Origin of the sequence: Psychroflexus salis (genome assembly GCF_014640175.1) — a bacterium.
GTDB lineage: Bacteria > Bacteroidota > Bacteroidia > Flavobacteriales > Flavobacteriaceae > Psychroflexus > Psychroflexus salis.
Genome location: NZ_BMGL01000005.1, coordinates 58,171 through 73,350, shown reverse-complemented (window position 1 = coordinate 73,350; position 15,180 = coordinate 58,171). Strand labels below are relative to the sequence as shown.

Here is a 15,180-nt window from a genome sequence, read left to right as displayed (position 1 = left end):
TGTATAAAAGCTCTTGTGTATATACAAAATGCATTATCTTACTTGTAACTGATTGATGTCATTTTAATTATAGGGTTTGTCGGTTACCTTTGTTAAAAAGTTGAGTCGATGAAAAATTTAATCGCTAAATATAACGTACCTGGGCCACGATATACAAGCTATCCTACCGTTCCTTATTGGGAAGAAAATCAGTTTTCAAGGTGGGGTTGGATTTCTTCATTAACAGAATCAGTTTCAGAAAATAAACCCATTAGTTTATATATTCACTTACCATTTTGTGAGAGTTTGTGCACATTTTGCGCTTGTAACAAACGTATTACCAAACAACACTCGGTTGAGTCTCCTTATATTACTGCTGTATTAAAAGAATGGCGTTTGTATGTAGAAACTCTTGGTTTTATGCCTATAGTTGAAGAAATTCATTTAGGTGGCGGCACTCCTACATTTTTTTCTCCGTCTAATTTACGTTTATTAATTGATGGGATTTTCGACTTAGCCTATAAAGCAAACCACTATGAATTTAGTTTTGAAGGGCATCCTAACAATACTACTGAAGCGCATTTAGAAGAATTATATCAGCTAGGTTTTTCTAGAGTGAGTTATGGAATACAAGATTACAACCCAAAAGTTCAAAAAGCGATTAATCGAATTCAGCCCTTTACCAATGTAAAAACAGCAACAGAAACAGCCCGCAAAATAGGCTATTCTTCTGTTGGGCACGACTTAATTTTTGGTCTACCTTTTCAAAGCATTGAAGACATTAAATTTAGCATAGAAAAAACAGTAGAACTAAAACCAGATCGCATTGCCTTTTATAGTTATGCACATACGCCTTGGATTAAAGGAAATGGCCAACGCGGTTTTAAAGATCAAGATTTACCAAGTCCAGAAAACAAACGCAAACAATACGAATATGGCAAAGCATTACTAGAAGCAAATGGGTATTTTGAAATAGGAATGGACCATTTTGCACTGGCTAAAGATCCGTTGTTTAAGGCGATGAAAAATAAAAACCTTCATCGTAATTTTATGGGGTATACCACAACCCAAGCCAAACAAATGATAGGCTTAGGTGTTTCTGCAATAAGTGATTCGTGGAATGCTTTTGCACAAAATGAAAAAAAATTAGAAGATTATTACAAACATTTAAATAACAATCAGCTTCCTGTTTTTCGTGGACATTTGCTCAATAAAGAAGATTTATTAATACGACAACATATTTTAAATTTAATGTGTAAATTTGAAACAAGTTGGAATAAAAATGAGATGTATTCTATACAAATGGGAGATGTTTTAATTGCTTTAGAAGAGATGGAAAAAGATAACTTAGTTAAGCTTAGTTCAAATCATATTAAAGTTCTCGATGAAGGTAAAACATTTATTAGAAATGTTTGTATGGCATTCGATTTACGAATGAAAGCACGTACTCCAAAGCGCAAATTATTCTCAATGACTATTTAATTTAAAAAACAAACCACATGAAAACCATTTTAGTACCCGTAGACTTTTCAAAGCCATCTGAAAACGCACTTCAAGTAGCAGCTCAATTGGCTAAAAAAAATAATTCGAAAATAGTAATTCTTCACGTTGTAGAATTGGCAGAGTCCTTATTTGGAACAGACCAATTTAATGTTGACAACCAAGAAGTGATGTTCTTTTTAAAAATGGCTAAAAAGCGCTTCACCAAATTCTTAGAAAAACCCTATTTAGAAGGTGTTGATGTTGAAGACCAAGTAGAAATTGGTCCTACATCCTTTATGATTAATAAATCTGTTGAAGAAAACAAAGTAGATTTAGTAATTATGGGTTCTGTAGGAGCAAGCGGTTTAAAAGAAGTTTTAATCGGTTCAAATACTGAAAAAATTGTTAGAAAATCGGAAGTCCCCGTTTTGGTTGTAAAAAAAGAAATGAAAGATTTTGCCATCAATAATGTAATTTTTGCATCTAACTTTGAGTTAGAAAATTTGAAGCCTTTTGAAAAAGCCAAAGAATTCGCTAAACAATTTGATGCCAAAATGAAGTTGCTCTACGTAAACTTACCTGGCAATCAGTTTTATAGTACGGAAGAAATTAGAGAACAAATGCGAGCATTTTTACATAAAGTAGAAGTTCCTTACGCCCAAGAAAATGTTATGATTTATAATGATTATACCATAGAACTAGGTGTGCTTAATGGAGCTAAAGATGCCAAAGCAGATTTAATAGCTATGCCGACTCATGGTAGACGTGGCATTTCTCACTTTTTTAATGGAAGCATAGGAGAAGATGTTGTAAATCACTCCACTTTGCCTGTTATTACATTTAAAATAGATAAATAACATATATAGCTTCACCGATTTTTAATTTAAAAAACCACCGATTCAGGTGGTTTTTTTTATACATAAAACTTAAACCAGAAGTAAACGATATTAAAAATTACCAGACTCGCCAAACAAGCTAGGCTAAATAATCTAAAAGTTGTACTCAGTTTAAACTCATCTGGGATTTCTTTTTGTGTAAAAAGTTGGAAGTTAAACCACGCTAAAACTGGCGATGCCAAAAAAGATAAGCTCGCTACAAAGTCTACCAGCAATGTAAATTTATTACTTCCATAGTGAATAATTCCTATAGAAACCAAACCAATACATAGCATTGCAATTATGTAGACCTTATTTTTATTAATTTTTAAAAGTTTTTTTTCGATACTAAAAAACTCAGTAACTACTCTTGGGTATGCATCTGCTACACTTAAGGTGGTACTAAACATTGTAATAAATGCTGCAGCAGCAATAAAAAGTTTTGTTCAATCTCCTAAGGTTAAAGCATATAAATTTACTAATTGAGCAGAAAATTGAACACTGCTGCTCGAAAACTCCATACCGCTTCCATACATTACTAAAACACCAAGCATAAAAAACAAAATCCCAATAGCTGATGCGGCTATATAACCAATATTAAAATCCCAAATAGCATCTTGAGCACTTGTTTTTTTACCGGTTTGTATACTTTTTTCTTTTGTCCAAATAGAGTGCCAAATAGACGCATCTATCGGTATGGGCATCCAACCCATGAATGCAATTATAAATGCTATACTGCTCATGCTTGTTAGGCTTGGATGTGTATTCATTATTTTAGAATGATCAACTTTAATAGCAGCAATTATTACAGCACAAAAAGTGAGTAAACTAAGTAGGCTAATTATAATTTTCATACTACTGTCTAGCGCACTATATTTTCCTAAAAACAAAATGATAAAACACAAAGTTAGCAACATAATGCACCAAGAAGTCAAACTGATTTCTAAAGGAATAAAATAAGCAGCAATACCGGCTGTAACTAGACTTACAGCAGCTAAAATAATAAACATACTTCCTAAAGTAATTACGGCATAGGTGTAATATTGAAACTTACCTAAACGTTTATAACCTTCAATTAAGTTTTTACCCGTTGCTGCTGTGTAACGAGGTCCAAGCATTAAAAATGGATATTTTGAAATGCAAGCTATTAATAATGCAGTAATTAAAATCCATCCATATTCTGCTCCAGCTCTAGTAGCTTGAACAAGGTGCGAAACCCCAATCGCTGCACCCGCTAGCAAAAAACCAGGACCAATGTTTTGAAAATTTTTCAGCATTTATTTTTCTAAATTAATATTGATTTCTAAGCTCACTTTTTTCTGAAGACGCTTTTCAATAGTATTTTTCACCTTTTCAAGGTCTGCATCAGTGGGTGTTTTTTCAGCAACTAGTTTAATAGATAACTTCAAAGGCTTTTTTTGTATAATTTCTACGTCTTTTATAATTAAATCATCAACCTGAGTTTGATCGATAGAATTTACAATGCTATTTTCTTTCACCACTTGTACAAAGCCATAACCTAGTGGAATGCTAACCGCTAAGACAATAATTAAGGAAATTAACAAACCTTTTTTTGCAATTTTAAAAGGACTATATCCCATTAATAAAAAAGTAAAAGCTCCCGACAAAACCATTCCGGTTAAGTTGGTTATTAAAAGCAAAAATGCACCGATAAATACACTCCAATCTCCCCATCCTATGCCAATTCCTGAAACCGCTAAAGGTGGTACTAATGCAACAGCAATAGCAACACCAGCTAGGGTTTTAGCAACATTTGTGTTGGCATGTGCATAAGCGCCAGCAGCACCCGAAACAACAGCAACCCCTAAATCGAGTAAATTGGGTTCTAAACGTGAACTAATTTCCGAATTTACCGCATACAAAGGCGTAATTAATGTAAGAACAATCGCTGCTAAATAAGAAAAGAATAAGCCCCAACTAATAGTAATTAAACTATCTTTTATCAAACTTCTATCTTGGCGTAAAGTTCCCATAGACAAAGAAATAACTGGTGAAATTAAAGGGGCTAAAATCATAGCACCTATTACAATAGGATTAGAATTAGCAAACAGTCCAAATGTGGCTAATACAGTAGAAAGTACCATTAGCACTATATAAGATGCCTTTGTTTCTGCATTATCTCGTAAGACGGTAAACAAATCCTTAAATTCTGAAGTGGAAGCATTTTCTATAAAAGGAAGCTTTTTTGAAAGCATTTCGATAAGGTCTTTTCCTTTTGGTAATTGTGAAATTTTAAAAACCCGCTGATTTCCTTTTTCTTCATTTGTAAACAGCAATTTTTTGCTTGGCACCAGCTTAAAATGTCCATCTATTTTTATATGAAAGGTTTTGGCTTTAATCATTTCGCCATCCAAGGTACAAGACTCTTCTTTGGGGTAGCTTATTTTTAATTCATCAGTTTTTATGTGTCCTAAAAATGAAAGATGAGTTGTGCCTTTTTTTCTTTAAAACTAAAGAGCATTTTTATGTATGCAAATAAAACTTTAGTAAAACTTCTAGGCGAAAAGATTAAGCAATGAAAGAGCCCATCATTTAAAAAAGAATTTTCTAAAATAATTCTTGAAATTACAGCGTTTTTGGCATGGGGAGTAATTAGAATTCCAGCAGCGGCTGTTTCAAATTCATCTTTATCATCAGCTTTTAGGCTTAAAGATTTAGGGCGAATGCGATTGATTTTTTTGGCAAATTGAACAAAGTTTTTGGCTTTTTGAAATGTGGAATTTTGTTGGTCTTTTTTGGTGATTTCGGTTATAATATCTCCAATTACCATATAATTGTTGATAAGCATTTCATTGCAATACAATAAATCGCTTTCAACAAGTTGCTCTATATCTAAAAATTCATCTACAGCTTGTGCTAAGTCTTCTTCAATGTGAAAGCTGTTTGTAGCTTTTATTGCTTTTGGATGTGGTAAAAAGCCAAGACTAAATCCTTTTTCATGAGCTTTTAAAATACAGCTGTTAATGGCTTCATCTGGAATAAATACAGCAACTTTACAAGTATCATTTAATTCATCGAAAACTTGATTTTGATAGCTTATAAGTTCATCAAAAGAAGCTTTAATATGTTCAATTATCGCTTCATCTATTTCCCGAAAAGCTTCTTCTTCATATATAAAATAAGTTTTAATTTCTTTTTCAGCCATTTTATCATACGTTTAGAGCTATAATTCTTCACTAAACAATTTATTTGCTAGCAAAGGATTTTTAAAAGTATGAAAATTTTATGTAGTATAAAGTTGACTTTTTAAAACTAAGAATTTGCCATACTCATGGACACGCTAAAATGAGTTTCACATTGCCAAATATAAACAACAATATTTTCACGATGTTTATCAAGTGTTAAAAACCCAATAAATTAAATTAAAATTGACTGTAATGAAGCTGTGGAATGTTTTTTGGTATTATTTTTATTTAATTGTTTACACATAAAATTTTTCATTATGAATAATAAAATAATCTTGTTTTTAGTATTTGTATTTGCGTACACTGCCAATTCTCAAAGTTTAAACGGTGCATGGAAATTGATTGAAAAAGATGGAGTTGCCGTAGATTATGAAATGATTAAATTACATAGCGATTTATATTTTACTTACGCCGCTTATCACAAATCAACAGGCGAGTTTATTGAAGCTGGTGGCGGAACATACCAATATGAATTTTTTAACTACAAAGAAAATTACGAAATAGATTCTACAAATCCAGAACGCTCAGGAACTACCACATCGTATAAGGCTATAATGGAAGCTGAAAATTTAAGAATAACAAATTTGAGTACTGGAGAAGTGCAAAAATGGCTAAAAATAGATGAAGCCGACAACAAGTTAATGGCCACTTGCTGGCGAATTCATAAAAAACAAGACGAAGGAGATCCAGATTGGCGAAGAATTGAATATGCACCCCGTAAAACTTTAAAGCTATTAACTAACCACCGATACCAAGTATTGGCTTTAAATAGTGAAACTGGAAAATTTGTTGGTTCGAGCGGTGGTACATGGACTAGTAACGACCAAAACTACATAGAGCATATTGAGTTCTTTTCGAAAGATCCTAGCAATGTTGGTAGGTCGCTTTCTTTTTATAAAAAAATTGATCACGATTTATGGCATCATAGCGGTAGGGATACTCAAGGCCAAGTGTTAATGGAAAAATGGTTGAGGTATAAATAACTTAGGTTGATAAGTTGTTAATTTTTTTAGGCTAATTTGACTTTAGGCTTGAATATTAATTGTTATATTTCGCCCATCTACAACAATCATGGAAGAAACTAAGTATACAGAAGATAATATTAAATCTTTAGACTGGAAGGCGCACATACGCATGCGTCCAGGTATGTATATTGGAAAACTTGGAGACGGCTCTAGCGGCGATGATGGTATTTATATTTTATTAAAAGAAGTTTTAGACAACTCTATAGACGAATTCGTCATGGGTTCGGGTAAAACGATAGAAATTTCGCTGCAAAACAATCGCTTAATTGTACGCGATTATGGGCGTGGTATTCCTTTAGGTAAAGTTGTAGATGTAGTATCTAAAATGAATACAGGTGGTAAATACGATACCAAAGCTTTTAAGAAATCTGTTGGTCTTAATGGAGTTGGTACCAAAGCAGTTAATGCTTTATCGTCTTATTTTCGAGTAGAGTCTACACGAGATAACCAATCTGTTTCTGCTGAATTTGAAAAAGGAGTTTTAATAAACACAGAACAACTAGAAGAAACTTCAAGAAGAAAAGGAACCAAAGTTACTTTTGTTCCAGATGAAGAAATTTTCAAAAAATATACTTACCGTCAGGAATACATTACCAAAATGCTTAAAAATTATGTCTACCTGAATCCTGGACTTAGTATAATTTTTAATGGTGAAAAGTTTTATTCTGAAGAAGGTTTAAAAGATTTATTGGGCGATAGCATTGCACAAGAAAACAGACTCTTCCCAATTATCCATTTGCGTGGAGAAGATATAGAAGTAGCACTTACGTTTAGCAAAGCTCAATATAGCGAAGAATACCATAGTTTTGTGAATGGTCAACACACTACTCAAGGTGGTACGCACTTAGCTGCTTTTAAGGAAGCTGTAGTTAAAACCATCCGCGAATTCTTTGGTAAAAATCACGATCCTAGCGATATTCGTAAATCCATTACAGCAGCCATTAGCATCAAAGTAATGGAGCCTGTTTTTGAAAGTCAGACCAAAACAAAGTTAGGATCGACAGATATGGGGGGTAACTTGCCTACCGTACGTACTTATATTGTAGATTTTTTAAAAAGAAATTTGGATAATTATCTCCATAAAAATACTGAAACGGCAGACAAGTTACAGCGTAAAATCTTGCAAGCAGAAAAAGAAAGGAAAGAACTTTCTGGTATTCGTAAATTAGCTAAAGATCGTGCTAAAAAAGCAAGCTTGCATAACAAGAAACTTCGCGATTGCCGTATTCATTTATCCGACATAAATAAAGAAGGTTATTTAGATACTACACTTTTTATTACCGAAGGAGATTCGGCTAGTGGAAGCATAACCAAATCTAGAAACGTAAATACACAAGCTGTTTTTAGTTTAAAAGGTAAACCATTAAATTCTTTCGGCTTAAGTAAAAAAATTGTGTACGAAAATGAAGAATTTAATTTACTACAAGCTGCATTAAATATAGAAGACTCTATTGAAGATTTGCGCTACAATAATATTGTAATTGCTACAGATGCCGATGTAGATGGAATGCACATCCGTTTGTTGATTATTACTTTTTTTCTTCAATTTTTCCCAGAATTAATTCGCGAAGGACACCTGTATATCATGCAAACTCCCTTATTTAGAGTGCGTAATAAAAAAGAAACTATTTACTGCTATTCAGAACAAGAACGCAGAGATGCCATAAAAAAACTTACAGGAAAACCAGAAATTACCCGATTTAAAGGTTTAGGTGAAATATCTCCAGACGAGTTTAAAAACTTTATAGGAGACGATATACGTCTAGATCCAGTTATGCTTGATAAAGATAAAACCATAGATGAGCTTTTAAGCTTTTATATGGGAAAAAACACACCAGACCGACAAGAATTTATAATCGATAATTTACGCTTAGAAGTAGATTTAGTAGAAGAAATACAAGATGAGATTAACCAATTATAATACCATTAAAATTATACCAGGAATTTACTACTTTTCAGTAGTATCTTTTTTCTTAATTATCTTTCTGAATTTTCAGTTAGATGGTACTTTGTTTCCTTCTAAAAGATATTACTACCTAGCTTTAGCCTCTATATTTGTAGGCTTAGTTTATGTTTATTTTGGCTGGAAGTATTTTGAATATGATAGTGAAGGAGAAGTAGTTGTATTTTTAAACCGAGGAGTAATTTTAAGTAATTTTCTTAACTATCGCGGTAATGCTATCGAGATTAGAAGATCTAGAATTGTAGATTATAAAGTTTATAATTTCTTAATCTACAAAAGACTTATAATTTATATTGAAAGTAACAACAAGTCTTATTCTAGGCATTGTAACATTACTTTTGTAAGTCCACGAAAAATAAATTATTTAAAACAATCATTAAATAAGTTAATCAAAAAAAACAAGTCCTAAAACTGCATGAACGAACAAGATTTTCCTTCATCTGAAGACGAACATACTCAAGATTCTGCTAACGAGCTTATCAAAATCTCTGGTATGTACCAAGATTGGTTCTTAGACTATGCATCTTATGTAATTATGGAGCGTGCCGTTCCTGCTTTAGAAGATGGTTTTAAACCCGTGCAACGTAGAATTTTACATTCTATGAAAGACTTAGACGATGGTCGCTACAACAAAGTTGCTAACATTGTAGGGCACACCATGCAATACCATCCGCATGGAGATGCAAGTATTGCCGATGCTATTGTACAAATAGGCCAAAAAGATTTACTTATCGATACCCAAGGTAATTGGGGAAATATTTTAACAGGCGATCGAGCTGCAGCTTCGCGGTATATTGAAGCTCGGCTCTCTAAATTTGCCTTAGATGTAGTTTTTAATCCGAAAACTACGCAATGGCAAATTTCTTACGATGGAAGAAAAGACGAGCCTGTAAATTTACCAGTAAAATTCCCGATGGTTCTAGCACAAGGAGCCGAAGGTATTGCTGTAGGTTTAAGTACACGAATTTTACCACACAATTTTTTAGAATTAATAGATGCTTCCATAAAGCATTTAAAAGGAAAACGCTTTACCATTTATCCAGATTTTCCTACTGCAGGAATAATGGATGTGTCTGAATACAACGATGGTTTACGCGGGGGGAAAATAAGATTACGAGCCAAAATAGAAGTACTAGATAAAAAAACACTGGTAATCAACGAAATTCCACATGGTACAAACACCAGTTCGCTAATCGATTCTATTTTAAAAGCCAACGACAAAGGAAAAATTAAAATCAAAAAAATTGAAGATAATACATCTTCGCAGGTTGAAATACTGATTCATTTACCCGCTAATATTTCACCAGACAAAACTATTGATGCACTTTATGCTTTCACCAATTGCGAAGTCTCAATTTCTCCACTATCATGCGTAATTTACGAAGATAAACCACAGTTTTTAGGTGTATCAGAATTACTTAGAAAAAGTACAGAGCATACTGTGCATTTGCTTAAACGCGAGTTAGAAATAAAACTCGATGAGTTAGAAGAACAATGGCATTTTGCTTCATTAGAACGTATTTTTATAGAAAACAGAATTTACCGTGATATTGAAGACCAAGAAACTTGGGAAGCGGTTATTCAGGCTATAGATGATGGTTTAAAACCATTTATAAAACATTTAAAAAGAGCAGTTACTCGAGAAGATATTATTCGTTTAACTGAAATTAAAATTAAGCGAATTTCTAAATTCGATTTAGATAAAGCACAGCAAAAAATTGATGCGCTTGAAGGTGAAATTGAAAAAGTAAAACACCACCTAGCTAACTTAATTGAATATGCTATTGCCCATTTTGAGCGACTTAAAAAAACCTATGGAGAAGGCAAAGAACGCAAAACTGAAATACAACCCTTCGAAAATATAGAAGCTACTAAAGTAGTTATTCGTAACCATAAACTTTATGTAAATCGCAAAGAAGGTTTTATTGGTACTTCACTTAAAAAGGAAGAATACGTAACCGATTGCTCTGATATAGACGACATTATTTGCTTTACAGAAAATGGTACCATGATGGTTACTAAAGTCGATTCAAAAACATTTATAGGGAAAAATATCCTTTACGTAGGTATTTTTAAGAAAAAAGACAAACGTACCATTTACAATTTAATTTACCGCGATGGAAAAAATGGCAGCAGTTTTATGAAACGCTTTGCAGTAACTTCTATTACTAGAAATAGAGCCTATTCTGTTGGTAAAGATAAACCAGGCACAAAAGTTTACTATTTTTCTGCAAATCCCAATGGAGAAGCAGAAACTGTCTCTGTACATTTGCGCCAAAGTAAGAGCATTCGAAAAGTAAAATTCGATATCGATTTTGCAGATTTAGCCATTAAAGGCCGATCTACAAAAGGTAATTTAGTAACTAAATTTGCCATAAAAAAAGTAGAACTTAAAGAAGAAGGCGTTTCCACTTTAAAACCTAGAAAAATTTGGTTCGATGATACTGTAAAACGTTTAAATGTAGATGAGCGTGGCGAATTATTGGGTGCTTTTAGGGGCGAAGACCGTATTTTAATTATCACTCAAAGTGGAATTGTAAAAACCATCCGTCCAGAGTTAACTACCCATTTCGAAAAAGACATCATTGTTATGGAAAAGTGGATTCCTAAAAAACCGATTTCTGCTGTATACTTCGATGGAGAAAAAGAACGCTTTTATGTAAAGCGCTTTTTCGTTGAAAATGAAGAACGCGAAGAAAATATCATCTCAGATCATAAAGATTCGTACTTAGAATTAATTTCTACCGATTACATACCGCAAATTGAAATTGAATATACCAAATTGCGTGGTAAAGACCGTAAAACCAATGAAGTGGTTAACCTAAAAGAATTTATTACTGTAAAAGGTATTAAAGCTATGGGAAATCAACTTTCTGCAGAAAAAATAAAACAGATTGATGTTATCGAACCTATTGCGTTCGAGCTTGAAGAAGATAAAGCAGCGAGCGATATTGAAGTACTAGACGAAGAAGAAGTAAACTATAAAGAAAGCGATAAGCAATCGCAAGCTAGTCTATTCGACGATTTAGATGAAGATTAAAAATAACCTTTTTAGGTGTCATTTTTAATCACAATATACTCCTGTATTAAATTCATTGTAAAGAAGTTAAATTATTTTTTTCTAATTTAGTGGAAATATTTGCTAATGAAGCATCCACTAGTTTATGTTGATCTGCCCAATAAAGAATACCGTAAGTTAATAAACAACTCACTAAAGTATGCTTTGTTGTCTTTACCTTTTACGTTTGACCGTTTGTCCTTGCATAAGGGAAAATCTGCATTAAACGCAACCAATTCCAGAATTTTAAATATTTTAAAAGGAAAATTAGCTGAAGCTATTTTTGAGTATTTTTGCTTAATAAATAGTTTAAGAGTTGATTTTGATACACCAAAAACTCCATATTTTCAAACCGATAAACGTGATTTTTATTTTGAAGATACCGAAATTGACATTAAAAATAACTTTGTGTATCATACAGGCGATTTTTATTCCAACTACTTGCAGCTACCTGCATTAATTCCTAATCGATTTAAAAACGACCAGTGGGAAAAAAGATTAAAAAAATACGATAAGCCGCATGTAGCCCATATTTTTTCATTTATGAAAGCAGCTGATTTACATAACCATAAACGTGGAAAATCTTTTATAGAATTGAATTTAAGCCACCAACAACTTCAGCTTATTTACAATTATTTTTTGAAGTACAAAGGGCAGAAACAAGCTACAGCAGCTTTTCAAAAAGAAGATTATTTACGCGCCATATTGGGCCAACAATCTTTGGCTGAATTGTATAGCATTAATTTTTATCCCAAATTAGTTATAGCAGGCATGGCAAACGAAAAACATTGGCTGCTTTTTAAAAATACAGGACCCAACGAAGCAGATAATTTTATGCAGCAACCTATGGCCAATTGGTACTTAAAGGTTGGAGCAAAAAAATCACTTTCATTTTTAAATGGAAGCATTTGGGGTACAATAACCAATAAAACTTTACCTGTAAGTTTGCTATCGCCCATAACAGAATTATTTCCAATATTAAAAAATAGGGTAGTTGGTGGCGATTGGGTAAATTATTAAGCTGGTTTTTGAAAATGCAAACAATATTGATGAAAGGTATTGGAAACAAAAGTGTTTCCGTATCCGTAAGGTGCTAAGTTTATATCATCTTGTAGCCAAAACACTTCCGGGAGTAAGATTAAATCTTCTTGTAGTAAATGTCCCAAATCATAAGCGAAAGGATAATTTTTCCCTTTCTTTTTAATGTTCTTAACCACTATGGTAAAGTATCCACCAGGTTTTAATAACTGAATTAAATTTCGATACACATGTACTAGTTCTTCAATAAATAGTTTGTAATCGGTAATATTTCCCAAGTCTTTTTCATCGTTCGAATAATTGGTTTGCAAGCCTTTTTTAATACGCTTTGCTTGGTTTTCTGCACCAACCATATTGAGCATGTCCCAATAGGGTGGCGAAGTAAAAATATAATCTATTTCAGGAAAGTCTTTTTTTGTAATCGTTCTCGCATCTTTTTGAAGCAATTTAAAATCAACATCCTTAGGAATATTGTCAAAAATTTCTTGTTGTTCAGGCTTCAAGAAATTTTGTAAACGCTCTTTTGAAATTTCATAAAAAAAAGGACTCAACTCCGTTCCATATGCATTTCGTTGGTTTCGAAGGGCTGCCAACTGAGTGGAAGCTGTCCCAGACATCGGATCGAAAACAGCATCTTGTTTTTGAGTAAAAAAAGGAAGAAACAGCTCAACCACTTCTTCGGGAAATTTAGCAGGATGCAAAACTTCTTTTTTATTTCTGCGCGGTGGTTTGATAATGTGCCAATTGCTAATTGGTTTTTTATGAGCAGCAAAAAAGCTTTGTTGTGTATTCAGTTTAAAAAAATTAGAATTTTTAAACTGACCATAATCTAAACCAGAATTTTCATCCTTTCTAAAATACAAAGCATAATAATAATCTTGCTTTGTAGAAAAGTAATGCTTAGACTCTTTATTTAATTGAGATTGTAAGCACGCAATTTTTTCATCTTTAAGTGTATAAATTTCAGCAACTCGTTCACTTAAATCCCAAGCAGATGGGAGGTAGGTGTTTTTAGAAAAAATATTTTTGGTAAATACACTAATAAATCGACGATGAATTATTTTATTTTTCAGCTGTTTTGCTAATGCTGTAATTTTTATGTTGAACTGAAGTAATTTTTTTAGATCTTCAATTTTACCAGCTTCATCTAATACATCAATCAATGCAAATTGTAATTCAGTATCACCCGTTAGGCTTTCAATTTTGGTAAAAACTTCTGCCCCTTCTTCTTTTGCTACCTTTTTAAATAAGCTTTCTTTATCAGAATTACCGTAAAAAAAGATATTTGGCTGATGTTCTTCCCAATCAAATTTCACAAAAAACCTAATGTTTTTTCGGTAAGTTTCTTCAAGGTCTGTTTCTAGATACCAAGACTTTTGAAAAGGTAGCCATTCTTTTGAAGAGATATTATTAAATCGGTTTCTACCTGCCATTTTAAAAAGTTAAATTCAAAAATAGCAACTTTAATAGAGTATGCGTCTAAAATTTTAAATTTCGTTTTAATTTTATGGCACGGTTAGGATAATCGGTTATAATTCCGTCAACACCAAGTTGCAAAACATCGTGCATATCTTCAATTTCATTTACCGTCCATGCAAATATATGCATGCCATTTGCTTTAGCTAAACTAACTAAGTTTTTATTAATCTGTTTAAAATGTGGAGCGTAAATTTCTGGTATAAATTTCAATTTATCCAATGCGTTTTCTAAGCTTATATCGTAAGTTAGTAAGGCTACCTTTACTTCTGGATTTTTATTTTTTATTTCATTTAAAATACGCCAATCAAAACTTTGTAAGCATACATGCTTTAAGTCTGCATAAGCCTCAAGCTCATTCAAAACAACATTTACAAATTCTTTAGGATCGGGATGATAAATAAAATCTCCATCAGGAGAACTCTTAATTTCTATTAAATATTGAATACTAGTTCCATGATTTCTAGATAAGGCACTTGCCATTTGTAAAACATCCTTTAGTAAAGGTTTGGTAGTCTTTTCGTTTTCTTGCTCATCAAAATCAGGATGGATTAAACTGCCGCAATCATACTCCTGAGTTTTGGCATATTTCATTTTATAAATATTGTGTTTTTGTTCTTGCTCAGGTTCAATTACTTTGTTTTTATGAACACATATTTTAGCACTCATCCAAGCTTCATGAGAAACTAGTACTTTTTTGTTTTTGGTGAGTACTACATCCATTTCTAGTGTGTTAACTCCTATTTCAATAGCTTTTTCGAAGGCTGCTAAGGTGTTTTCTGGAGCCAAACCTCGAGCTCCGCGATGTCCGATTACTTCAAAGTTATATTTTCTTTGTAAGAAAGATTTTGCCTTTTGTTCTTTGGGCTGCTGTTCGGTACTTTTTTGGTTGATTAGAGTTAGTGCAAACATAAAAATTGGATTAATGTATTTCACGATTTTCATAACATAAAAATATAGGCAAATTTACAGGATATCTAAAACAGCTAGGTTTTTAAATGATGAAGAAAACATTAAGCTAACATTATTTTACCAATCTGTCACTGACAAACTTGCATGAATTTTATGGTATTGATAA

13 protein-coding genes are annotated in these 15,180 nt (G+C 32.5%); 7 read left to right on the top strand and 6 right to left on the bottom strand.

The features are described 5' to 3' along the window. The first annotated feature begins 108 nt into the window (after positions 1–108). Entirely contained in the window at positions 109–1,461 is a 1,353-nt protein-coding gene (gene hemN / locus IEV63_RS05035; protein ID WP_188405701.1) for an oxygen-independent coproporphyrinogen III oxidase, read from the top strand. Positions 1,462–1,478: 17 nt separating this feature from the next. Further along, positions 1,479–2,318: a universal stress protein gene (locus IEV63_RS05030; protein ID WP_188405700.1), complete on the top strand. Its 840-nt coding sequence runs from the start codon at positions 1,479–1,481 to the stop codon at positions 2,316–2,318. Between the two features lie 56 nt (positions 2,319–2,374). Here IEV63_RS05030 and IEV63_RS12985 read toward each other — a convergent pair whose 3' ends face one another. The 4 genes from IEV63_RS12985 to IEV63_RS05015 all read right to left on the bottom strand — a co-directional run bounded on the left by IEV63_RS12985 (position 2,375) and on the right by IEV63_RS05015 (position 5,502). Further along, positions 2,375–2,746: a hypothetical protein gene (locus IEV63_RS12985; protein WP_229737183.1), complete on the bottom strand. Its 372-nt coding sequence runs from the start codon at positions 2,744–2,746 to the stop codon at positions 2,375–2,377. Positions 2,747–2,782: 36 nt separating this feature from the next. Next, on the bottom strand, positions 2,783–3,613 hold the full coding sequence (locus tag IEV63_RS05025) for an Nramp family divalent metal transporter (RefSeq protein ID WP_229737182.1): 831 nt from the start codon (positions 3,611–3,613) through the stop codon (positions 2,783–2,785). Further along, positions 3,614–4,699 (bottom strand): DUF389 domain-containing protein, encoded by a 1,086-nt coding sequence (locus IEV63_RS05020; RefSeq protein ID WP_188405699.1) that lies wholly within the window; start codon positions 4,697–4,699, stop codon positions 3,614–3,616. 68 nt (positions 4,700–4,767) lie between these two features. Next, the gene (locus tag IEV63_RS05015) at positions 4,768–5,502 is read right to left on the bottom strand and encodes a hypothetical protein (protein ID WP_188405698.1); all 735 of its coding nucleotides are present in this window, start codon (positions 5,500–5,502) and stop codon (positions 4,768–4,770) included. 297 nt (positions 5,503–5,799) lie between these two features. Here IEV63_RS05015 and IEV63_RS05010 point away from each other — a divergent pair, with 297 nt between their 5' ends. The 5 genes from IEV63_RS05010 to IEV63_RS04990 all read left to right on the top strand — a co-directional run bounded on the left by IEV63_RS05010 (position 5,800) and on the right by IEV63_RS04990 (position 12,608). After that, on the top strand, positions 5,800–6,525 hold the full coding sequence (locus IEV63_RS05010) for a hypothetical protein (protein WP_188405697.1): 726 nt from the start codon (positions 5,800–5,802) through the stop codon (positions 6,523–6,525). An 85-nt stretch (positions 6,526–6,610) separates the two neighbouring features. Beyond that, entirely contained in the window at positions 6,611–8,488 is a 1,878-nt protein-coding gene (locus IEV63_RS05005; protein WP_188405816.1) for a DNA topoisomerase IV subunit B, read from the top strand. Next, positions 8,469–8,939 carry a hypothetical protein gene (locus IEV63_RS05000; RefSeq protein WP_188405696.1) on the top strand — a complete coding sequence of 157 codons (471 nt, stop codon included), beginning with the start codon at positions 8,469–8,471 and terminating at the stop codon, positions 8,937–8,939. Before IEV63_RS05005 ends, IEV63_RS05000 begins: the two co-directional genes overlap by 20 nt. 6 nt (positions 8,940–8,945) lie before the next feature. Beyond that, on the top strand, positions 8,946–11,570 hold the full coding sequence (locus IEV63_RS04995; protein ID WP_188405695.1) for a DNA gyrase/topoisomerase IV subunit A: 2,625 nt from the start codon (positions 8,946–8,948) through the stop codon (positions 11,568–11,570). 105 nt (positions 11,571–11,675) lie between these two features. Next, positions 11,676–12,608 (top strand): hypothetical protein, encoded by a 933-nt coding sequence (locus IEV63_RS04990; protein WP_188405694.1) that lies wholly within the window; start codon positions 11,676–11,678, stop codon positions 12,606–12,608. Here the strand turns inward: IEV63_RS04990 and IEV63_RS04985 are convergent. Both IEV63_RS04985 and IEV63_RS04980 read right to left on the bottom strand, forming a co-directional pair. After that, complete coding sequence (locus IEV63_RS04985) at positions 12,605–14,059, bottom strand: DNA methyltransferase (RefSeq protein ID WP_188405693.1); 1,455 nt, start codon at positions 14,057–14,059, stop codon at positions 12,605–12,607. The two genes, IEV63_RS04990 and IEV63_RS04985, sit on opposite strands and share 4 nt — an antisense overlap. A 46-nt stretch (positions 14,060–14,105) precedes the next feature. Beyond that, on the bottom strand, positions 14,106–15,047 hold the full coding sequence (locus IEV63_RS04980) for a glycerophosphodiester phosphodiesterase family protein (RefSeq protein ID WP_188405692.1): 942 nt from the start codon (positions 15,045–15,047) through the stop codon (positions 14,106–14,108). Positions 15,048–15,180 lie beyond the last annotated feature (133 nt).